Raw genomic sequence first — 20143 nt, forward strand, 5'->3', positions numbered from 1 at the left:
CCCTTGCGGCTGCCTCCCGGGTGACCGTCCGGTCAGAGCGGGCTGTCGGTACCCGTGGGGTCGGCCGGTACCGCTCGTGCCGTTCTTCTGCGGCGTCTGCGTATGGACCGGGCCACCACACCCGTCGCGCCGGCCAGGAACAGACCGACGAGGACGAGCGGGATCACCGCGACCCACGGCGTCTCCCACAGTCCGCCCGCGTCACCTGCGTAGACGATGCCCGTGAGGGTGAAGAAGGCGCCGGCGACCAGCCTGCCGGGCTGGAACTCATGACGCAGCACGGCTCACCTCCGCCTGTCCCACCCCGACCTGGAGGTCGAGGTCGAGCGTCCCGCCGTTCTTGGCGCCCGACGTCGGCGACAGCGTCGTCTCCTGGTGCTTGCCCGGTTCCACGTCCACGTCCTCCTTCTTCTCTCCTGGCAGTTGGATGTCGCCGAGCCCCACGTCGACGGTCAACTTCACGGTCACGTCCGGCGGCACGATCACCCGCAGCCGGCCTGCCCCCACCTCGGCGTTGGTGCTCACCGTCCGGCCCTTGCCCAGGTCCAGCCCGGACAGGTCCAGCGTGGCCGCACCGGTGCCGAGGTCGTAGCTGTCCCGGACCTCCGCCACCGTCGCGGGCCGCCAGGTCACGTCGATCCAGTGGGTGCCGATGTCCCTGGGCAGCGTCGCCGCACCGGCCACCAGGCCCGCCGTGACGATCGCCAGGAACACCGACCCCGCACCCGTGCGTCCCAGCAGCGAGCTGATCGCAATGCCCGCGCCGAGCACGATCAGCGCCGCCGCCAGGCCGGCCTGCAGACTGGTGCCGAGCGGGTGCTCGTCCCAGGTGAACCGGGTGACGACGCCGCAGGCGAGCGCGGCGAGCAGAAAGACCCAGCCGCCCGTCCAGCGCGGTCCGCGCGGGGTGGGGGAGCGGTCGCCGGGCGGGATGCGTATGCTCTCGCGCTCGCCCGCGTGCCGGATCAGGCCGACGTTGACGGCCGCCGCGATGTCCCGGCCAAGGGAGTCCCCCGGGCCCCACAGATAGCCGGTGCCGCCGGAGTGGGTGCCGTCCTTGACTATGGGGTCGCGCCACCACGAGGAATGGGCGGCCGGCACCGGCGGCGCCTGTGCCTCCGGCGGGGCGTCGGCCACGGCCTGCGCGGCCAGCGGGTCGGGATCGGAGGAGTCCCGGTGCCGCGACCAGTACCCGGCGCCCGCGAGCAGGAGGGAGAGGACGACGGCGAAGGTCAGCACACCGCCGTTGCTCAGCATCGACAGGAACACACCGCAGCCGACCAGCGCGAACAGCACGGCCGTGAGGGCCTGGCCGTCGACGCGGCCGGTCAGCAGCTTGCGCACCTCGTTCTGGTCGTCGTCGGAGTACGGGACCAGGAGCCAGGCGAAGCCGTAGAAGATCAGACCGATGCCGCCGGTCGCGGAGAGCACGGCGAGCGTGATCCGGAAGATCACCGGATCCATGTCGCACTCGCGGCCCAGCCCCGCGCACACCCCGGCAATCACCTTGTGCCCCCGATCCCGCCGAAACCCGACAGGCGACCACCCCACTCCACCCCCTTCCGCCGACCCGGCCCCCTCTCCCGAGCCCGGCCCTTTCCCGGAGCCCGAGCCATCGCCGGAGCCTGCGCCCTCCCCTGATCCGGGTCCGGGCCCAGGCCCGGACCCGGCGCCGTGAGTCGAGCCGGGACCTGCCCCGGTGCTCCACCCACTTGCCGAGCCCGCTTCCCGTGCCCCGGGCCCTGCCCCTGCCCCGGGCCCTTTTTCTGCCTTGAGCATGGCGTCGGTGATCGCGGTCTCCGCCGCAGTGGGGGCGGCGTGCGGCGTGTTCTGTGCTGACGGTGCCTTGTCCCGCGCCGCAGCTGCCTGTTCCCTCGCCGCGCCCGACTCCTCCCGTGCCACCCCCGTTGCTCCTGTCTCCTCGGTCACGCTTGTCTCTCCGACCCGGCCCGTCCCCTCGGACGTGCCGGCTTCTCCCTGTTCTCCGTGCGCGGGTGCGTCCGTGCGCCCGTGCGCGGGGGGTTTCTCACCTGCGGCGCCGGGGGCGCCGGTGGACGGGGTGGCCGCGTCGGGCGCGGTGCCCCCGTCGGGCACGGCGTCCGCGGCGTGCTGGTGATCTGCCATGCGTCCATGGTGGCGGTCGAGCGGCCCCAGCGGCAGTCGGAACGACCCTGGTCGGACCCTGATATCGGCCCGGAGTCCCGGCCCGGGAGGTGTTCGAGCCGGGGCGGGGCCGAAGATCAGGGGGGTCTCGGGGGCGAACCCTGATGCCTCGCCCCGCCCGCCGTGTGAACATCGTTGGCATGCCGGAAGCCGCAGCAGCGCCACTCGTGGAACCGCGGCCGCCGCGCAAGCTCTACCGCAGCAGCGACGGACGCTGGCTGGGTGGCGTGGCGCGGGGGCTCGCCGGGCATATCGGGCTGCCCGTCGTGTGGGTGCGGCTCGTCTTCGTCGGCCTGTTCATGGCGGACGGGCTCGGGGCTCTGCTCTACGCCGCCTTCTGGTTCTTCGTGCCGCTCGGCATCGGCGGCGTCGGCGACCAGAGGCCCCCGTCCCTCGTCACCACCGAGACCGCACCCGACGGCCGCCGCAGACTCGTCGCCCGCAGACCGGACAGAGGCCAGATGGTCGCCCTGCTCCTCATGGTCGTCGTCGCGATGGTCTTCGTGGGCAACGTCAATCTGGGCAGCGGCGCCAAGGCCTATCTGCTCCCCGCCGTCCTCGTCGGCGCGGGCGTCGCCCTAGTCTGGCGCCAGGCGGACAACGCCCGCCGGGCCCGCTGGGTCGAGGTGGGGCGCAGACGCCGCACACTCACACTCCTGAGGGCCGGCGCGGGCGTCCTCCTGGTGACGGCCGGTGTCTCGGGCATCTTCGTCCTCCAGGGATCCGCCGCCCACCTCGGTTCGGTCCTGCAGGCCGCGCTCGCCGTCCTCGTCGGCATCACCCTCCTCGCCGGGCCCTACCTGGTACGGATGACGCAGGACCTGTCCGAGGAGCGCCTGATGCGCATCCGAGCACAGGAGCGTGCGGAGGTCGCCGCCCATGTCCATGACTCCGTGCTGCACACCCTGACCCTGATCCAGCGCAACGCGGAGAACGCGAACGAGGTGCGCCGCCTGGCCCGCGCCCAGGAGCGCGACCTGCGGACCTGGCTCTACAAACCCGAGGGCACCGGCAAGGACGAGGAGGACGAACCGGCCACCGTGGCCGACGCGGTCCGGCGCAACGCCGCCGAGATCGAGGACAAGCACGGCGTCCCCATCGAGGTCGTGGTCGTCGGCGACTGCCCACTCGACGACGGAACGGCCGCACAGATGCAGGCCGCACGCGAGGCAATGGTGAACGCCGCCAAGTACGGTGGCGAGGGCGGCGCCGTGCAGGTCTACGCCGAGGTCGAGGGACGGACGGTCTTCGTGTCCGTCCGGGACCGGGGCCCGGGCTTCGACCTCGACTCGATACCCGCCGACCGCATGGGCGTCAGAGAATCGATCATCGGCCGCATGGAGCGCAACGGCGGCACGGCGCGGCTGCGGGCGGTCCCGGGCGGCGGCACGGAGGTCGAGCTGGAGATGGAGAGGGCGGAGAGACAGTCATGAGCGAGCCGACCGAGGCGAACACAAGGGCGACAGCGGGGGAGCCGGCCGAGCAGACCGAAACCTCTGGCGCGGGCGCAGGCGCGGGAGGGCGTCGGGTGCGCGTGGTTCTCGTCGACGACCACCGTATGTTCCGCACGGGAGTGCAGGCCGAGATCGGCCAGACCGAGCAGACCGGTGTGGAGGTCGTCGGCGAGGCCGCGGACGTCGACCAGGCGGTCACCGTCATCACCGCGACCCGGCCCGAGGTGGTCCTGCTGGACGTGCATCTGCCCGGCGGCGGCGGGGTCGAAGTGCTGCGCCGCTGTGCCGCGTTGATGGCCGACGCCGAGCGGCCGGTGCGCTTCCTCGCCCTGTCCGTGTCGGACGCGGCGGAGGACGTGATCGGGGTGATCCGCGGCGGCGCCCGCGGCTATGTCACCAAGACCATCACCGGCACCGACCTGGTGAACTCCGTCTTCAGGGTGCAGGAGGGCGACGCGGTGTTCTCGCCGCGCCTGGCCGGCTTCGTCCTCGACGCCTTCGCCTCCACCGACGCCCCGCCGGTGGACGAGGACCTCGACCGTCTCACCCAGCGCGAGCGCGAGGTGCTGCGCCTCATCGCGCGGGGCTACGCCTACAAGGAGATCGCCAAGCAGCTGTTCATCTCGGTGAAGACGGTCGAGTCCCATGTCTCGGCGGTGCTGCGCAAGCTCCAGCTGTCCAACCGGCACGAGCTGACCCGCTGGGCGACGGCACGGCGACTGGTCTGACCGGGCACGCGGCGCGAGGCACGCGGCGCGGGCCGACGCGGGTTGTCCCGTCGTACGGATCACACCACCCGGGTCGCCCCCGCGAAGGGCATCTCGTCGATCGGGGCCACGCGTACCGGGGCCGAGGGGTTCGGGGCGTGGATCATCTGGCCGTTGCCGATGTAGAGGCCGACGTGGCTGATGCCGGAGTAGAAGAACACCAGGTCTCCGGGGAGGAGTTCGGCGCGGGACACGCGTTGGCCGGCGCCGATCTGGGCGTAGGTGGTGCGGGGCAGGGAGACCCCGGCGGAGCGGTACGCGGCCAGCATCAGGCCCGAGCAGTCGAAGGAGTCGGGGCCGGTCGCGCCCCAGACATAGGGGCTGCCGAGTTTGGAGTAGGCGAAGGAAACGGCGGTTGAGGCGCGGGAGTTGGGGGCGGGGGTGTCAGTGGAGCCGGACGGCGCCCGGAGGCTTTCGCGGGCGCCGGGGGTGGTGCGTGAGGCGTGGTCGCCGGGTCGGCCGGCGGTCGGGTCCGCCTCGACCCGGGCCCGGTCGGCGGCCGACAGCCGGGACAGCAGGCGGCGGGCCGTGTCCAGCTTGCCGGTGATCGTCTTCTTGTGCTTCTGCAGCTCGGCCTGGCGGGTCTTGAGGGAGGACAGTTCGACGCGCGCCGCGCCGCGCAACTGCTCGATCTCGCGGAGCTGCCGGCGGACCCGGGTGACGGCGGCGGACTGGCGGTCGCCGGCGCGTTCGGCGAAGGAGGCGTTGTCGAGGAAGGTGTCGGGGCGGTCGGAGAGCGCCAGTTGGACTGCGGGGTCGAGCCCACCGTCGCGGTACTGGGCCGCCGCCATCGAACCCAGTTCCTCCCGGGCGGCGTTGAGCTTTTCCTCCTTGCGGGCGGCCTCGTCCCGCAGTGTTCTCAGGGTCCGCTCGGCGGCCGTGGCCTTCTCCTGCGCGCCGTTGTACTTCTCGGTGGCCGTCTCCGCCTCCTGGTAGAGCTTGTCCACCTTGGCGTTGACCTGTGCTGTCGTCAGCTGCGGTTCGGCCTGTCCGGTCCCGTCGAAGGCCGTCGCGGTCGCGGCTCCCGCGAGGGCGAGGGTGAACGCCGTGCGAGCGGTGTTGCCGCCGAGCGGGCGCTGACGGGACTTACGGTGCACTGCCACGTGGGACTGCACGTCCTTTCGTACGACCGCCTCGGCCGTGCGGCCGTCGGACGAGGGCCGTCGGACGGACACACGGGGTGTCAGACGGTCCGCCTCGGCCGTCGCTGGGGAGCGGACGGCGACCGAGGAGAGCGGCTGACGCGTCCGGCGGCGGCCCGCACAGGGGGAGCAGGCCACCGCCGGACTTTCTCGGCGGTGGTGGCCGACTGCCGCCCCTGGCCCGGGCGGCGGTGGGGAGCCGGTCACCTGGGGAAGGACGCTAGGCCCGGCTGTGTGAGGTTGGTTACGTGATGTGCGGAAATGGCACGATCGGATCGCCGGGCGACCGCATCCGCCCAGTGCCCTGGGCTGGTGCGTCGGGTTCGCGCGGGGCCCTGACCGATGCGGGGATTGGGGACATCGGGCCGCGGCGAGCTGCTATGGCACATATATCCAAGCCGGGGCACATGCGGAGGGGCGGTGTCGGGCGGCATGTGCCCGTCTGATTAGCATCCGGCCTCATGGACGTACTCATCCACCTTTTCGTCGGTCTGCACATCATCGGCATCGCCGCGCTCCTGGGCGGCTTCCTCACGCAGATGAAGGCGATGGGCCAGGGCACGGCCCGCTTCGTGCCCGCGATGCTGCACGGTGCGGCGACGATGCTCGTCACCGGCGTGATCCTGGTCGGCCTCAACCAGGCGGACGACCAGCACGTCAACAACATCAAGATCGGCGTGAAGCTGGCCCTGCTGATCGTGATCCTCGGCCTGGTCTATGTGAAACGGGACGACGAGAAGGTGGAGAAACCCCTGTTCGGCCTGGTCGGCCTGCTGACGGTGGCCAACATCTTCATCGCCGTCCTCTGGACGTAGATCTCGACGATCTCGTCACTCGCGACGCCTCGGCCACCGCGCCCGCCGCGACGGCCAGCCAGGCGGCCGCCGCGACCCACAGCAGCACCTGCCCCGGCCCCTTCAGCCCAGGGGCGTCGACGGCGGTGGCCACGGCCGTCAGCCCCGCGGCCGTCATCCCCATCGGGAACACCGTCGCCCACCGCCGTACGTCGTAGCGCGGGCGCGGCCATCGCACCTCGGCGAAGAGCAGCACGGCGTACCAGCACAGGTCGAGCACCAGCAGCGCCACGGTCACCGTGCGCAGGACGCCCCGGTCGTCGTCGTTCCACAGGTACAGGCTCCCGGTGTCGGCCGAGAGGAGCTTCGCGCCCGCGAGCGCCGAGACGGCGAGCGCGCCGCCCGCCACCCACTGGTCCCCGGCGCCCACGACGATCTGCCGCCAGTCGAACCGGATCAGCATCAGCCCGTAGAGCACCAGCCCCAGCCAGAACAGCACCAGCGCGGCGCGGGCCGGCCAGGCCACCGACTCGGCCTCGGCGAGGCTCGCCCCCAGCACCGCGAGGCTCTGTGTGGCCACGCAGCACAGGAACACGGCCCCGGGCATCCGCCGCTCCCAGTGCCGCATGACGGGCACCATCAGCACCGGCCACAGCACGGCCGCCAGGGCCAGCAGCACCGCCGCCAGGGTCTGCCACCCCAGGGCCGACGCGGCCGTCCCCAGCACGGCCGTAGCGGCCACCGCCGTGAGCGCCCCCGGCGTGCCCGCCTCGGCGCGCCACCGCGCGCGCTCCCGCACGAGCCGTACGACGAACTCCACGCCCAGCGCCACCCAGCCGACGCCGGCCAGCGCCAGCGTCACGCGCGACAGCACCTCGTAACCCGTGAGCCGCAGCCCGACGGACAGGACGCCGGTCGCCAGTACGGCGGCCCCGGCCACCGGCGGACGCCGCGCCCACCAGGCGCGCAGGGAGGAGGGGGAGCCGGACATGATGCCGATGCTAAGGAGCACGGCACGGCTTGCGGGAGGGCACGCGCGCGGGAGCGACGAAATACGCGCGGGCGCAGGACAGACGGGGGCGCCGTAGGCGCGTGCTCAGGCCGGTCGCACCACGCTGTGGATGCCCGACTCGCCGTCGTAGTAGATCGACTCCTCGCGGACGTAGGCGCCGGGCTTCGGCGCGTGGATCATCATCCCGTTGCCGATGTAGACGCCGACGTGGCTGACGTCGTCGTAGAAGAAGACCAGGTCGCCGGGGCGGGCGTCGGAGAGGGAGACGGTGGTGCCGGCGTTCACCTGGTCGTAGGTCGTGCGCGGCAGGGAGACGCCCGCGGCCTTCCAGGCGGCCTGGGTGAGGCCGGAGCAGTCGTAGGAGTCGGGCCCGGTGGCGCCCCAGACGTACGGCTTGCCGATCTGCGCGCGGGCGAAAGCGAGCGCCTTCTCGGCCTTGGTGCCGTACGAGGAGTCACTGGAGGACGACGAGGACGACGAGGACGTGGACGACGAGGAAGACGTGTCCGACGACGCGGCGGCGCTCTCCCGCTCCGCGGCAGCCTGCTGCTGCGCCAGTTCCGCCGCCTTGCGCGCGGCCTCCTCCTGCTTCTGCTTCTCGATCGCCGCGAGCCGCGCCTTCTCCTGGGCCGTCAGCTGCGACAGCAGCTCGCGCGCGTCGCTGAGCTTCTTCTGGACGGTCGCCTTGGCGGTCTTCAGCTCGCTCTGCGTGTCATTGAGCGACTCGAGGCTCGCGGTGGCCTCCTGGCGCTTTTTCATCGTCGCCGACTGCTCGGTGACGAAGTCGTCGACCGCGTCCTTCTGGCGTTCGGTCAGCCGGCCCATCAGCTGGGTCTGGTCGAAGTAGTCCTGCGGGGAGTCCGCGAGCACGAAGGTCGACGTGTCGGGAGCGGAGGCGCCGGTGCGGTACTGGGCGGCGGCGTAGGAACCCAGTTCCTCGCGCGCCTCGTTGAGCTTCTGAGTGCGCCGGGCGACGTCGTCGAGCAGGCCGTCGACCTGCTTGCGCTGTTTGGTCGTCTTCTCGCTGGCGGCGTTGTACTTCTCGGTCGCCGACTCCGCCTGGCGGTAGAAATCGTCGACCTTCTTCTCCACCTCCTCCAGGCTCGGGTTGCCGTCGTCGGCGGGCGCGGCGTTCGCCGACTGGGAGAGCAGGGCCACGGAGGTGAGGGCGGCGGTGGCGAGGGCGGGCGTGCGTATGCCCGCCACGCGCGTGCCCGGGAAACGCGGCTTGCGGTGCTGCGACGCCAAGACTGGCGACTCCTTCCATCGTCCGCCTACCGGGTTAGCTGTCGGGTTCGGGCGGATGGGCGCCCTACGGCCGTGTCCCGCAGGGGAGTCGGGCCGATTCACCCCAGAGTTTCGGTGGGTCCCCGGCTCCGGCCGCCGCTCAGGGGGCGCACCGGATTCGGCGGAGGCCGTGCGGCCCGGCGAGGTTCGCCGGTGGGGATCCGTGTGGCCTGCTCGGCACGGTAGCCAACTCGTGTGGCTCCTGTGAAGGTTGATGGGCGATATGCCCGATACATTTTCGTGACCTTGAGCGAAGCCCGCACGTGGGATCACCTGCTGTGATAGCGCCGTGCCGGAAGGTGAGGGCGGCGATGTCCGGGGGACGGCGACGCGTTGTCAGTGGGGCACCCTAGACTCGGAGAGCGATGAGCAGCCTCTTTGACGACAGCTTCCTGGCGAACCTCCAGGCCCCCGCCGGCCACGAGGAGGAACCCCCGCCGCCCGAGGGCGATCACACTCCGGAGCCGCTTCCGGACGATCTGTTCGGCGGGAAGTTCGACATGCCCCCGGACCGGGACGCCCGCGGCCGGGACACCCACGGCCAGGGTGCCCAGAACCAGGGCGCTCACCCCCGGGACGCCTACTACCGCGACGGCGCCCCGCGCCCGGTGATCGACGCGGCAGCGCTCCTGGAGGGGCTGAACGACAACCAGCGCGCGGCCGTCACGCACGCCGGCACCCCCCTGCTCATCGTCGCCGGGGCCGGCTCCGGCAAGACCCGTGTGCTCACCCACCGCATCGCCCACCTGCTCGCCGAGCGGAGCGTCCACCCGGGCCAGATCCTCGCGATCACCTTCACCAACAAGGCCGCGGGCGAGATGAAGGAGCGCGTCGAACAGCTCGTCGGCCCGCGCGCCAACGCGATGTGGGTGATGACCTTCCACAGCTCGTGCGTACGCATCCTGCGGCGCGAGTCGAAGAAACTCGGCTTCACCTCCTCCTTCTCGATCTACGACGCCGCCGACTCCAAGCGCCTGATGGCCCTGGTCTGCCGCGACCTGGACCTCGACCCCAAGCGCTTCCCGCCCAAGTCCTTCAGCGCCAAGATCAGCAACCTGAAGAACGAGCTGATCGACGAGGAGGACTTCGCCGCCCAGGCCACCGACGGCTTCGAGAAGACCCTCGCCCAGGCCTACGCCATGTACCAGTCGCGTCTTCGCGAGGCAAACGCGCTCGACTTCGACGACCTGATCATGACGACGGTCAACCTGCTGCGCGCCTTCCCGGACGTCGCCGAGCACTACCGCCGCCGCTTCCGGCACGTCCTGGTCGACGAGTACCAGGACACCAACCACGCCCAGTACGCCCTCGTGCGCGAGCTGGTCGGCACCGCCGAGCACCCGGTGGACGTACCGCCCAGCGAGTCCGACCTCCAGCCCGCCGAGCTCTGCGTCGTCGGTGACGCCGACCAGTCGATCTACGCCTTCCGGGGCGCGACGATCCGCAACATCCTCCAGTTCGAGGAGGACTACCCGGACGCGACGACGATCCTGCTCGAGCAGAACTACCGCTCCACGCAGACGATCCTCACCGCCGCCAACGCGGTCATCGAGCGCAACGAGTCCCGCCGCCCCAAGAACCTGTGGACCAACGCGGGCGCGGGCGCGCGCATCACCGGCTACGTCGCCGACACCGAGCACGACGAGGCGCAGTTCGTCGCCGAGGAGATAGACCGTCTGACGGACGCGGGCGACGCGAAGGCGGGTGATGTCGCCGTCTTCTACCGCACCAACGCCCAGTCCCGTGTCTTCGAAGAGATCTTCATCCGTGTCGGCCTGCCCTACAAGGTCGTCGGCGGCGTCCGCTTCTACGAGCGCAAGGAGGTCCGGGACGTCCTGGCCTACCTCCGTGTCCTCGCCAACCCGGAGGACTCGGTCCCGCTGCGCCGCATCCTCAACGTGCCCAAGCGAGGTATCGGCGAGCGCGCCGAGGCGATGATCGACGCCCTCTCCCAGCGGGAGAAGATCAGCTTCCCGCAGGCGCTGAAGCGCGTCGACGAGGCATACGGCATGGCCGCGCGGTCGACGAACGCCGTGAAGCGGTTCAATGTGCTGATGGAGGAACTCCGCACGATCGTCGAGTCCGGCGCCGGACCGGCCACCGTCCTGGAGGCCGTGCTCGAACGCACCGGCTACCTCGCCGAGTTGCAGGCCTCCACCGACCCGCAGGACGAGACCCGGATCGAGAACCTCCAGGAACTCGCCGCCGTGGCCCTGGAGTTCGAGCAGGAGACCGGGGAGGGCGAGACACCGGCAGGGCTCGCCGCGTTCCTGGAGCGGGTCGCGCTCGTCGCCGACTCCGACCAGATCCCCGACGACGACGAAGGCGCCGGCGTCATCACCCTGATGACCCTGCACACCGCCAAGGGCCTGGAGTTCCCGGTGGTCTTCCTCACCGGCATGGAGGACGGCGTCTTCCCGCACATGCGCGCCCTCGGCCAGGCCAAGGAGCTGGAGGAGGAGCGCCGCCTGGCCTACGTCGGCATCACACGCGCGCGTGAGCGGCTCTACCTCACCCGGTCCGCGATGCGCAGCGCGTGGGGGCAGCCGTCGTACAACCCGCCCTCGCGGTTCCTGGAGGAGATTCCGGCCACGCATGTGGACTGGAAGCGGACGGGGGCCACCGCGCCCGTGTCCTCCGGCCCGGTCTCCGGGGTCACCGCCTCGCTGGCTTCGTCCCGCTCACGCTCCTCGGCCGCCGGCGCCTCCGGCTTCGCCACACGCCGGGGCGCGGCGGAGAAGCCGGTGGTCGCGCTGGCCGTCGGCGACCGTGTCACCCACGACCAGTTCGGGCTCGGCACGGTCGTCGGAGTGAAGGGCACGGGCGGGAACGCGGAGGCGACCGTCGACTTCGGCGACGCCAAGCCGAAGCGGCTGCTGCTGCGGTACGCGCCGGTGGAGAAGCTCTAGACACAAGTGGGGCCCCGCTGCGACAGCGGGGGCCGGCTGCCGGGGTTACGTCGGGTCGAGGCCGTGGCTGCGCAGCCACGGCAGCGGGTCTATCGCCGAGCCCCCGGCCGGCCGGACCTCGAAGTGCAGGTGCGGACCGGTGGAGTTGCCGGAGTTGCCGGAGTACGCGATCGGGTCGCCGGCCTTCACGGTCGTACCGGAGGCGACACGGTAGGTGGAGAGGTGGCAGTACCAGGTCTCCGTGCCGTCCATCGCCGTCACTATCAGCATGTTGCCGTAGGCGCTGTTCCACTGCGTCCGTACGGTGCCGTCGGTGGCGGCCATCACCGTCGTGCCGTAGGAGACGGGGAAGTCGATGCCGGTGTGCTGGGACATCCAGTTGATGCCGGCCTGGCCGAAGTAGGCGCTGAGCCCGCGCTGGGCGACCGGCAGCGCGTACTTCGGGCGCAGTCGCTCCTTGCGGGCCGCCTCCGCAGCCGCCCGCTTCTTCTCGGCCGCCTGCTGCGCCTTCAGGTCGATGCGCTCCTGCGTCCGGCTGGCCCGGTCGGCGAAGTCGTCGGCCTCGGCGGAGAGCGTCTCGAGCTGGGCGTCCAGCTTGTTGTTGGCGGCGGACGGCTTCACCGCCTGCGCGTCCGAGGCGGACGCCGTGGTGTCCTTGTCGCCGTCGCCGCTGGTCAGCGTACCGACGGAGGCGGCGGCGATGCCCGCCACGCCCATCACGCACGCCGAGGGCACGGCCACGGTCAGCAGCGCGGAGCGCTTCGCGGGCGGCCGGCGGCGGGAACGGTTCGCGGCGCGGGCCGCCACCCGGGAGGGGGGCGCCGAAGCGGACTCCTCCTGACCGTCGAGGAGTTGCTGCTCGGATACGACGGGCAGCTCGCCGGTTGCGGCCAACTCGCCGCCGTCCGGGGCGGATTCGTCGTATCCGACGGTCTCGAAGGTGGTGGTGGCCTGCTGGTCGAAGGGAACCTCGGCCGACTGCTGCTCGTACTCGTCGGAGGCGACCGTGCCGGTCTCGCCGCCGTCGGAGTTCCACTGGGTGGCGTCGTAGGCACCGGTGTCGAAGGCCTGCGTGCCCCATTCCCAGTGCTGGGTCTGCTCGGCCGGACCGCCGGACTGGTCGGGCTGCAGCCAGGTGCTCGCGTCCCACTGACCGCTGCTTTCGGGCGCGCCGCCCTGCTGCGGAACGGCCGACAGATGGTGCTGGTGGCCGAGCCAGCCGGTCGTGTCGTAGGCGCCCGAGTCGTAGACGGCGTGGTGCTGGGCCGCGTACGGGTCGTAGTTCAGGGTCTGGTGGCTGCCCGTGTCGAGGACCTGATGCCCGCTCGCGTCCACCGTCGTCGGGTGGCCGCCGACCGCCCACTGGCCGCTGTCGTACCCGCCGGTGGGGTCCGTGCCGTCACCGGGGAGGCTGCCGAAGAGGGGGTCGGCCGCGAAGTGGCCGGTGCCGTGGGCGCCGGTGTCGTAGCCGTGGAAAGAGGCGAAGCCGTCGTGCTGGGCTTCCTGGGTGCCGTACGCGCCGTAGGGCGCGGGGTCGGCGTCGGAAGCCGGAGTCGGGGTGGTCATGGTCCCCGACGGGTGACGGTCGTTCGCCAACTTCTCTCTCGCCTCGACTCGCCTCGACAACAAGGGCTGCCAGAGCAGTGCGGCGACTGTACCCGGCAGTACGAGGGCACGACAATCTTCCGCAGGTTTCGTGCTCGAAGGAAACGGGCATTCGGCCGTGTTTCGGGGGACGGCGGGCGCGGGTTTGGCCCTATGTTCGAAGAGCGTTCGAGCGGTGAGGGGGCCGTGGGGCCGTGGTGGGCCCCTGTGGCGGGTCGGGCCACCGTCAGGCCACCGTCAGTCCGCCGGTGCGCGGGGTGGCCGAGGTGGCCGAGGTGGCCGAGGTGCGCGAGGTGGCCGTCTCCGGTGCGTCGAGGGCCTGCCGGATGCCCGTCGCGACCGCCGGGTGCACGGGCAGGGCGAGATGTCCGATACCGGTCACCCGGACGTTCTGTACCAGCAGGTCGGGATGGTCGATGGAGGCGGTCTCCAGCGGGTCCATCAGGTGGTCGAGGTCGCTCCAGAAGCTCACGAAGTGCGTACGGCAGCCGGGGGCGGGCCGGGACAGCTCCTCGATCACCTCCGAACCGGGGCGCATCTGGCGCACGACGGGGTGCGCGTTCGCCAGCGGCGCCACCCGGGTGCCGGAGTGCGGGGTGCCGAGTGTGACCAGGGTGCGGATCCGGAGGTCGCCGCCCAGTCGCTGTGCGTAGTAGCGGGCGATCAGGCCACCGAGGCTGTGTCCGACCACGTCGACCCGGCTGCTGCCGGTGCGCGCGCAGATCTCCTCGATGTGCCGGCCCAGCAGTTCGGCCGCGGTGCGGATGTCGCAGGTCAGCGGTGAGTAGTTGAGCGACTCCACGCGGTGCCTGCCGTGCTGGGCGAGATTGCGGCGCAGCAGCACGAAGACGGAACGGTTGTCGATGAAGCCGTGCAGGAGGACCACCGGGGGCGGGGCCTGCGTCGGCAGCGCTGCCGGAACGCCGGTGCCGTCGGCCGCCGGAAGCGCGGGCCGGCGCTCCTGGGCGATGCCGGAGGGGTACAGCAGGAGGTGGCCGGCCAGGATCGCGAGATCCAGGACGGTGGCCTTCAGCAGGGCCGTGGAGAGCCCGGCCAGCCCGGCCGGAAGGCTTGGGAGGCTTGGCAGGGCGGGAAAGCTTGGCAGGCTCGGCATGGCGGGAAACAGACGCTGACACAACGGGCGAAAGGACTCCAGCACCCTGGTGACCTGCATGGCCGACCTCCTGTCGGCACACGAGGGACGCCTCTGTCCCCCGTATGCCCTCGTGGAACCCGCGGCCGAGGAGATCGGCCCGTACGCCCTTCGTGCCGGCGCCGATGCGCCGTACCGCCGCGGCGCGCGGCCTGCGACGCGGCGGTACGGCGACCTCTGTGCGGCTCCCGTTCTTGTCCCAAGGTCAGAATGCCCCGTCGGCCCACGTCACGAAACTGCAGTTTGCAGGATCCTGTAGACAACGTTCGTTCACCTCGGGAGGAATCGAGAGGAAGTGATGGGTGTGGCATCCGGTCCGATCCGTGTGGTGGTCGCCAAACCCGGGCTCGACGGCCACGACCGCGGGGCCAAGGTGATCGCACGGGCGCTGCGTGACGCCGGTATGGAGGTCATCTACACCGGTCTCCACCAGACCCCGGAGCAGATCGTCGGCACCGCGATCCAGGAGGACGCCGACGCGATCGGGCTCTCCATCCTGTCCGGGGCCCACAACACGCTCTTCGCCGCCGTGATCGACCTCCTCGACGAGCGCGACGCGGCGGACATCCTCGTCTTCGGCGGCGGGATCATCCCCGAGGCGGACATCGCGCCGCTGAAGAAGAAGGGCGTCGCCGAGATCTTCACACCCGGGGCGACCACGGCCTCGATCGTGCAGTGGGTACGGGAGAACGTCGGCCAGCCGACGGAGGCCTAACCCAAGGCCCGCGGGGCCGCCCCGAGCGCGGGGCCCACCCGGGGCGGCCCCTTGCCCAAGGCCCAGGGCCCCCGGCTGGGCGCTGCGGTTCAGGGCGCCCGTTCGTGGCTGGGACTCAGGCTCGGGATCCCGGGCTGAGGGGTCCCGTTCGGGGCTCGGGTTCGGGGTGTCGGCTGAGGGGTCCCGTTCGGGGCTCGGGCTGGGGGTGCAGGCTGAGGGATCGGGGCTCGGGGTCCCCGAGCTCGGGGCTTGGGCTCAGGGCTCAGGGCGGCAGCCTCCGCCGTGCCTCGGGCAGGCCGTGCGCCGGATGCCTAACCCTCGCCTCACAGGGCTCGGCGGCGGGCTGCTGAGCCCCGTTCGGCTCAGGGCTCCGGCTCGGGCTCGGGCCCCCGCTCAGGGCTTGGGCTCAGGGCTGCGGCCAAAGGCTCCGGCTCGCGGTGCCCGCTCGGGGTGGCGCTGGATGATCGTGCTCGCCACCGTGCCGGCCGTCTCGGGCCTCTCGGCCCCGGCTCGGGGTTTCAGCTCAGGACCCCGGCTCGGGGCTCCGGCTCTGCTCGGGCCGCGGCTCAGGTGCGCCGGCTCGGGTGTCCACAGGGCGCGCCCGGCTCGGGTGCTCCGGCTCACGGACCCAGTTCCTGGGTCATTACCGCTCGCAGCCGGAGTGTTGTGCCCAGGCGTTGGAAGGCCTCTGCCCAGTAGCCTCCGGCGCCCGGTGCGGCGTCTTCCGGTTCGTCGGGGGCGGCGAGCAGGGCGTCCAGGCGGGAGGCCTCCGCGGGGTCCAGACAGCGTTCGGCGAGGCCCATCACCCCGCTGAAGCTCCAGGGGTAACTCCCCGCGTCCCGGGCGATGTTCAGCGCGTCGAGCACGGCCCGGCCGAGCGGCGCGGCCCAGGGCACCGCGCACACGCCGAGCAGTTGGAACGCCTCCGACAGACCGTGCACCGCGATGAATCCGGCCACCCACTCGGCCCGTGCGCCCACCGGCAGGTTGCCCAGCAGCTTCGCCCGCTCGGCGAGGGAGACCGCGCCGGGGCCGCCCGCCCCGGGCGCCGAGGGCCGCCCGAGCAGCGCCCGGGACCAGACGGCGTCCCGCTGCCGTACGGCGGCCCGGCACCACGCCGCGTGCAGTTCGTCCAGCCAGTCGTCGGCCACCGGGAGCGCGACGATCTCCTCCGGCGTACGGCCGCCCAGTCGACGCCGCCACACGGTGAGCGGGGCCGCCTCCACCAACTGCCCGAACCACCAGGACCGTTCGCCCCGGCCGGCCGGTGCCTTGGGGGTCACGCCGTCGCGCTCCATGGCCGGATCGCACTCATGCGGCGCCTCCACGACCAGCGTCGGCGTGTCACCCGTGTGGTCCAGCGCCACGCACGCTGCGGCCCGGGCCGCCATCCGCGCGGCGAGCGCCGACTCCGGCAGCGCGGACAGCAACTCCGCCGCCGTCGCCCGCACGTTGCGGCTGCGGTCGGCCAACGCCTGTTCCAGGAACGGCTCGTCGCGCGCGCCGAGGCCGGTGCGCAGCGAGTCGAGGAACATCAGACGGTCCTCGGCACGCTCCGTCGGCCAGGACGACACGAGCAGCTCACGCGCGGCCCCGGGGTCACGGGCCCGCAGCGAGGCCAGCAGGGCGACCCGCTCGGCGAACAGTCCCTCGCGCCAGAGCGCCGCCACACGATCCGGTTCCTCCGGGCCCGGCAGCGAGGCGTCCCCGCCCGGTGCCGCGCGCAGGGCGAACCGCCAGTCCGGGTTCAGCCGGGCCAGCCACAGGGCCCGTGGGCCCGCGAACGCCAGCGCGGCCGGGCGCAGGTCCGTACGCCCGCGTGCCGCGTCGAGCAGGGCGGGCAGGGACTCGGGCGGTGGCGCGAAGCCACGCGCGTTGGCAGCCGCGAGCCACTGGGGCAGCAGCTCCATGAGGTCGGGGGTGGTGCCGCGGCGGCCTCCCCCGGCGCCGGGGCGGTCGGCGAGCAGCAGCGTGAGCCTGCGGGCGGCGGGGGCGGGCAGGGCCGGGCGAGGGTCGACGGGGGCGGGGTCGGGCCGGGGTGCCGCCCGGCCCGGCCGCAGACCGGCCCGCCGCCGCACGGTCTCCGCGGCTGCCGCGTCGAGCAGGGCGGCCGGCGCCTCCCGGCCGGGTACGGCTCCCGGGGGCGTACGGCGGTCCGTGCCGAGGAGGGCGACGGTGACCAGGTCGTCCCAGGAGGGGGTGGGCGCGCTCATCCGGACTCCCTCTGTTCCGTCTGTTCCGCGTGTTCCCTCTGTTCCGTGGGTTCCGTGTGTTCCGTTCAAAGGTGTACTGCCTCTCCCGTGTCGGTGGGCCAGGCCGTCAGTGGGGTGAAACCCCGGTGGCCGCACTCGCCGAAGACCTTGACGGGGGCGCCGCCCGAGAGGGCGACCAGGCGCCACAGGCCGGGGCGGGCGGTCGCGGCCGGGGTGAGCGGCAGCGCCGTGTCGCCCTCGGCGTCCGCCAGTTGCCAGGAGTCGCCGTCGCGGGCCGGTACGACGTCGTCCAGCGTCACCGGGACCGAGTCCTGCCAGGGGTCTTCGCGCAGGGCCTCGCCGTAGCGGGCGAGAGCCTCGGTGGTCGTCAGGCCCGGCGGGCGGGCCGTGGTCGGCGCGGGCGGGGCGAACTGCTCGCCCAGCGCCGCCCGTTGCCGCCCTGCGCCCGGGTAGGCGGACAGCTCCGCGTCCAGCGCCAGACCGACCGGCAGGGCGAGTTCGGGGGCGCGGCCGGCGGCGCCGTAGGAGAGGACGACCGCCGTGCGGCCCGAGGCGGTGCCGTGGAGCCAGATGCGGCGGGTCGTCAGCTTCGGGTCCGTCAGGTCGTACTGGGCGAGAATCAGCCAGTGGTCGCGCACCGGAGGTCCGGTCGGTGCGGCGGGCAGCCCGACACGGGTGCGGACCGTTGCCGCGAGGTTCTGCGGGAGCCCCTCGCGGTGCAGCCAGCCCCGGTCGAGGAGATGGAGCAGCGCGCACTCCTCCAGCAGCCGCACCGGCCAGCCCGGGCCGGACCCCGGGAGCGCCCCCAACTCCCGGACTCGCGCGGCCAGTCCGGGGGCCTGGGCGTCGACCATCCGGGCCGCCGTCTCCTCCCACAGCCCGTAGCCCGCCTGCTCGGCCGTGGCCAGCCCGGAGCGCAGCAGGTCGGCCAGCCGCTGCTCGAGCTCCGTCACTCCCGCGGTGATCCGCTCGGCACGGCGCTCCGCCCGTCTGCGCGCCGCCTCCGGATCGGCGAGACCCTTTTCCTCCCGCTCCTCCTGCGCGGGCCCGCGCCGCCCGGCGATCCACTCCTCCGCCCAGTCCGGCACCTGCCCCGCCGGGACGGCAGCCTCCCCGTCCGACCAGAGCAGCAGCAGCCCGAGGGCGTGCTTGCACGGGAACTTCCGGCTCGGACAGGTGCAGTTGCAGGCCGGGCCGGGCGCGCCGGGCCGGTCCGCGAGGTCCACGACCGTGCGGTACGGCGTGTCGCCGCTGCCCTTGCACACCCCCCACACCCCCCACACCGCCCCCTCCTGCCCCTCCTGCGCTTCCCGCGCCTTCGGCTCCTTCTGCGAACAGCCCGTCCCGGACCACGGGCCGGCCGTGCCGAGTTTGCTCCCCGCTTTGCGTGACGCGGAGTCAGGCGCCAGTGCCAGCACCTGGTCCGCTGTCCAACGCACCCCCTGCTGAGTCATGCCATCGAAGGTAGATCCTCCCACTGACAATCGGCTCCGCCGTGCTCCCGTCGAACCTGCCGCGAGGACGTTTCCGCAGGTCGGAACGCGTTGTCAGTGGCGTGGTGCAGTGTGGACACCAGATCGGAACCGGCCGAAGCTGGAGGGGCCTCAGCCATGTCTGTGTCCGTAGATCCCAGGTCCGTTCAACCAAGTGGCGACGCGCCGAACGAGGCGTTGCGCCCGCACGCGGAGGACGCCTTCGCGCATGAACTCGGCGCGCTCGCCGCGCAGGACGACCGTCCCCGCCCGGCCCGCTGGAAGCTGTCGCCATGGGCCGTCGCCACCTATCTGCTCGGCGGCACCCTGCCGGACGGCACGGTGATCACACCGAAGTACGTGGGCCCGCGCCGCCTCGTCGAGGTCGCCGTCACCACCCTCGCCACCGACCGAGCCCTGCTCCTGCTCGGAGTGCCCGGAACCGCCAAGACCTGGGTCTCCGAACACCTGGCCGCGGCGGTCAGCGGCGACTCGACGCTGCTCGTGCAGGGCACGGCCGGCACCCCGGAGGAGGCGATCCGCTACGGCTGGAACTACGCGGAGCTGCTCACTCACGGACCGAGCCGGGACGCCCTCGTGCCCAGCCCGGTCATGCGGGCCATGGCGGACGGAATGACCGTCCGCGTCGAGGAATTGACTCGCGTACCGGCCGACGTACAGGACACACTCATCACGATCCTGTCGGAGAAAACGCTCCCGGTACCGGAGCTGGGACAGGAAGTCCAAGCGGTCCGAGGCTTCAACCTGATTGCCACGGCCAACGACCGCGACCGCGGGGTCAACGAGCTGTCCAGCGCCCTGCGCCGCCGCTTCAACACGGTGGTGCTGCCGCTGCCGGACAGTGTCGAGGCCGAGGTCGACATCGTCGCACGGCGCGTGGGCCAGATCGGGCGCTCCCTCGATCTGCCGACCGCACCCGACGGTATCGACGAGATCCGCCGCGTGGTGACCGTCTTCCGCGAACTGCGTGACGGGGTCACTTCCGACGGCCGAACCAAAGTGAAATCACCAACAGGCACGTTGTCGACGGCCGAAGCCATCTCCGTCGTCACGGGCGGGCTTGCGCTGGCCGCGCACTTCGGCGACGGAGTGCTCAGGCCGGGCGACATCGCCGCCGGAATCCTCGGCGCTGTCGTCCGCGATCCGGCCGCCGACCGGGTCGTCTGGCACGAGTACCTGGAGGCGGTGGTCCGCGAGCGCGACGGCTGGACCGACTTCTACCGGGCCTGCAGAGAAGTGAGCGCGTGAGCGCATGAACGGCGACAGACGAACAGCAGAGACACGACACCGAAAGGAGGGGACACACGATGACGGGGGACGCCATGACGAAGGACGTGAACACAAGGAACATGACGAGGGGGAAGGCAGCCATGGGGGACGTGATGACGGGCATGCGGGAGATCGGCCGGGACGACAAGGACACGCGGTGGCCGTAA

Annotated in this window: 16 protein-coding genes and 1 riboswitch; of the genes, 7 read left to right on the plus strand and 9 right to left on the minus strand. The window is 72.2% G+C overall.

The genetic code is table 11. From position 1 onward, the window contains the following. Positions 1–32 precede the first annotated feature (32 nt). Positions 33–281, minus strand: a complete 249-nt coding sequence (locus ACFPIH_RS27145) for a hypothetical protein (RefSeq protein ID WP_381176651.1) — start codon at positions 279–281, stop codon at positions 33–35. Next, positions 268–1779 carry a PspC domain-containing protein gene (locus ACFPIH_RS27150; RefSeq protein ID WP_381176738.1) on the minus strand — a complete coding sequence of 504 codons (1512 nt, stop codon included), beginning with the start codon at positions 1777–1779 and terminating at the stop codon, positions 268–270. The genes ACFPIH_RS27145 and ACFPIH_RS27150 overlap by 14 nt, the downstream gene beginning before the upstream one ends. A gap of 488 nt (positions 1780–2267) precedes the next feature. Here ACFPIH_RS27150 and ACFPIH_RS27155 point away from each other — a divergent pair, with 488 nt between their 5' ends. Both ACFPIH_RS27155 and ACFPIH_RS27160 read left to right on the plus strand, forming a co-directional pair. Then, positions 2268–3596, plus strand: coding sequence for a PspC domain-containing protein (locus tag ACFPIH_RS27155; RefSeq protein ID WP_381176654.1), 1329 nt, complete (start codon positions 2268–2270; stop codon positions 3594–3596). Then, positions 3593–4345, plus strand: a complete 753-nt coding sequence (locus tag ACFPIH_RS27160) for a LuxR C-terminal-related transcriptional regulator (RefSeq protein ID WP_381176658.1) — start codon at positions 3593–3595, stop codon at positions 4343–4345. Before ACFPIH_RS27155 ends, ACFPIH_RS27160 begins: the two co-directional genes overlap by 4 nt. 59 nt (positions 4346–4404) lie before the next feature. On the opposite strand, the gene ACFPIH_RS27165 is transcribed toward ACFPIH_RS27160, so the two are convergent. Next, positions 4405–5487, minus strand: a complete 1083-nt coding sequence (locus tag ACFPIH_RS27165) for a C40 family peptidase (protein WP_381176661.1) — start codon at positions 5485–5487, stop codon at positions 4405–4407. Positions 5488–5987: 500 nt separating this feature from the next. Between ACFPIH_RS27165 and ACFPIH_RS27170 the strand changes: the two genes are divergently transcribed. Next, the gene (locus ACFPIH_RS27170) at positions 5988–6341 is read left to right on the plus strand and encodes a hypothetical protein (protein WP_381176663.1); all 354 of its coding nucleotides are present in this window, start codon (positions 5988–5990) and stop codon (positions 6339–6341) included. Here the strand turns inward: ACFPIH_RS27170 and ACFPIH_RS27175 are convergent. After that, positions 6319–7311, minus strand: coding sequence for a tellurite resistance/C4-dicarboxylate transporter family protein (locus ACFPIH_RS27175; RefSeq protein WP_381176666.1), 993 nt, complete (start codon positions 7309–7311; stop codon positions 6319–6321). The genes ACFPIH_RS27170 and ACFPIH_RS27175 overlap by 23 nt on opposite strands. Before the next feature lie 105 nt (positions 7312–7416). Then, entirely contained in the window at positions 7417–8580 is a 1164-nt protein-coding gene (locus ACFPIH_RS27180; protein WP_381176669.1) for a C40 family peptidase, read from the minus strand. 8 nt (positions 8581–8588) lie between these two features. Beyond that, positions 8589–8753, minus strand: a riboswitch (cyclic di-AMP (ydaO/yuaA leader). A gap of 231 nt (positions 8754–8984) precedes the next feature. On the opposite strand from ACFPIH_RS27180, the gene pcrA reads away from it, so the two are divergent. Further along, complete coding sequence (gene pcrA, locus ACFPIH_RS27185; RefSeq protein ID WP_381176672.1) at positions 8985–11528, plus strand: DNA helicase PcrA; 2544 nt, start codon at positions 8985–8987, stop codon at positions 11526–11528. A gap of 45 nt (positions 11529–11573) precedes the next feature. Here pcrA and ACFPIH_RS27190 read toward each other — a convergent pair whose 3' ends face one another. Together ACFPIH_RS27190 and ACFPIH_RS27195 are read right to left on the minus strand one after the other, a co-directional pair. Next, positions 11574–13094 (minus strand): M23 family metallopeptidase, encoded by a 1521-nt coding sequence (locus tag ACFPIH_RS27190; protein ID WP_381176675.1) that lies wholly within the window; start codon positions 13092–13094, stop codon positions 11574–11576. Positions 13095–13359: 265 nt separating this feature from the next. Then, a complete protein-coding gene (locus ACFPIH_RS27195) occupies positions 13360–14307 on the minus strand; it encodes an esterase/lipase family protein (RefSeq protein WP_381176678.1) in 948 nt (315 codons plus the stop codon). Between the two features lie 277 nt (positions 14308–14584). On the opposite strand from ACFPIH_RS27195, the gene ACFPIH_RS27200 reads away from it, so the two are divergent. Next, the gene (locus ACFPIH_RS27200) at positions 14585–15001 is read left to right on the plus strand and encodes a cobalamin B12-binding domain-containing protein (RefSeq protein ID WP_381176681.1); all 417 of its coding nucleotides are present in this window, start codon (positions 14585–14587) and stop codon (positions 14999–15001) included. Between the two features lie 620 nt (positions 15002–15621). Here ACFPIH_RS27200 and ACFPIH_RS27205 read toward each other — a convergent pair. Further along, positions 15622–17214: a DUF5691 domain-containing protein gene (locus ACFPIH_RS27205; RefSeq protein WP_381176684.1), complete on the minus strand. Its 1593-nt coding sequence runs from the start codon at positions 17212–17214 to the stop codon at positions 15622–15624. Between the two features lie 65 nt (positions 17215–17279). Next, positions 17280–18668 carry an SWIM zinc finger family protein gene (locus ACFPIH_RS27210; RefSeq protein ID WP_381176687.1) on the minus strand — a complete coding sequence of 463 codons (1389 nt, stop codon included), beginning with the start codon at positions 18666–18668 and terminating at the stop codon, positions 17280–17282. Between the two features lie 156 nt (positions 18669–18824). Between ACFPIH_RS27210 and ACFPIH_RS27215 the strand changes: the two genes are divergently transcribed. Continuing rightward, positions 18825–19955 carry an ATP-binding protein gene (locus ACFPIH_RS27215; protein WP_381176690.1) on the plus strand — a complete coding sequence of 377 codons (1131 nt, stop codon included), beginning with the start codon at positions 18825–18827 and terminating at the stop codon, positions 19953–19955. Positions 19956–20014: 59 nt separating this feature from the next. Next, positions 20015–20143, plus strand: coding sequence for a hypothetical protein (locus ACFPIH_RS27220; protein WP_381176693.1), 129 nt, complete (start codon positions 20015–20017; stop codon positions 20141–20143).

The sequence above is a fragment of the Streptomyces vulcanius genome (assembly GCF_042653945.1).
Classification (GTDB): Bacteria; Actinomycetota; Actinomycetes; order Streptomycetales; family Streptomycetaceae; genus Streptomyces; species Streptomyces mangrovi.

Excerpts from the sequence above, each read along its gene's own strand:
- ACFPIH_RS27150 (WP_381176738.1), bottom strand. The coding sequence starts at position 1,779 with ATGCTCAAGGCAGAAAAAGGGCCCGGGGCAGGGGCAGGGCCCGGGGCA.
- ACFPIH_RS27155 (WP_381176654.1), top strand. The coding sequence starts at position 2,268 with ATGCCTCGCCCCGCCCGCCGTGTGAACATCGTTGGCATGCCGGAAGCC.
- ACFPIH_RS27160 (WP_381176658.1), top strand. The coding sequence starts at position 3,593 with ATGAGCGAGCCGACCGAGGCGAACACAAGGGCGACAGCGGGGGAGCCG.
- ACFPIH_RS27170 (WP_381176663.1), top strand. The coding sequence starts at position 5,988 with ATGGACGTACTCATCCACCTTTTCGTCGGTCTGCACATCATCGGCATC.
- ACFPIH_RS27175 (WP_381176666.1), bottom strand. The coding sequence starts at position 7,311 with ATGTCCGGCTCCCCCTCCTCCCTGCGCGCCTGGTGGGCGCGGCGTCCG.
- pcrA (WP_381176672.1), top strand. The coding sequence starts at position 8,985 with ATGAGCAGCCTCTTTGACGACAGCTTCCTGGCGAACCTCCAGGCCCCC.
- ACFPIH_RS27190 (WP_381176675.1), bottom strand. The coding sequence starts at position 13,094 with ATGACCACCCCGACTCCGGCTTCCGACGCCGACCCCGCGCCCTACGGC.
- ACFPIH_RS27195 (WP_381176678.1), bottom strand. The coding sequence starts at position 14,307 with ATGCAGGTCACCAGGGTGCTGGAGTCCTTTCGCCCGTTGTGTCAGCGT.
- ACFPIH_RS27200 (WP_381176681.1), top strand. The coding sequence starts at position 14,585 with ATGGGTGTGGCATCCGGTCCGATCCGTGTGGTGGTCGCCAAACCCGGG.
- ACFPIH_RS27205 (WP_381176684.1), bottom strand. The coding sequence starts at position 17,214 with ATGAGCGCGCCCACCCCCTCCTGGGACGACCTGGTCACCGTCGCCCTC.
- ACFPIH_RS27210 (WP_381176687.1), bottom strand. The coding sequence starts at position 18,668 with ATGACTCAGCAGGGGGTGCGTTGGACAGCGGACCAGGTGCTGGCACTG.
- ACFPIH_RS27215 (WP_381176690.1), top strand. The coding sequence starts at position 18,825 with ATGTCTGTGTCCGTAGATCCCAGGTCCGTTCAACCAAGTGGCGACGCG.
- ACFPIH_RS27220 (WP_381176693.1), top strand. The coding sequence starts at position 20,015 with ATGACGGGGGACGCCATGACGAAGGACGTGAACACAAGGAACATGACG.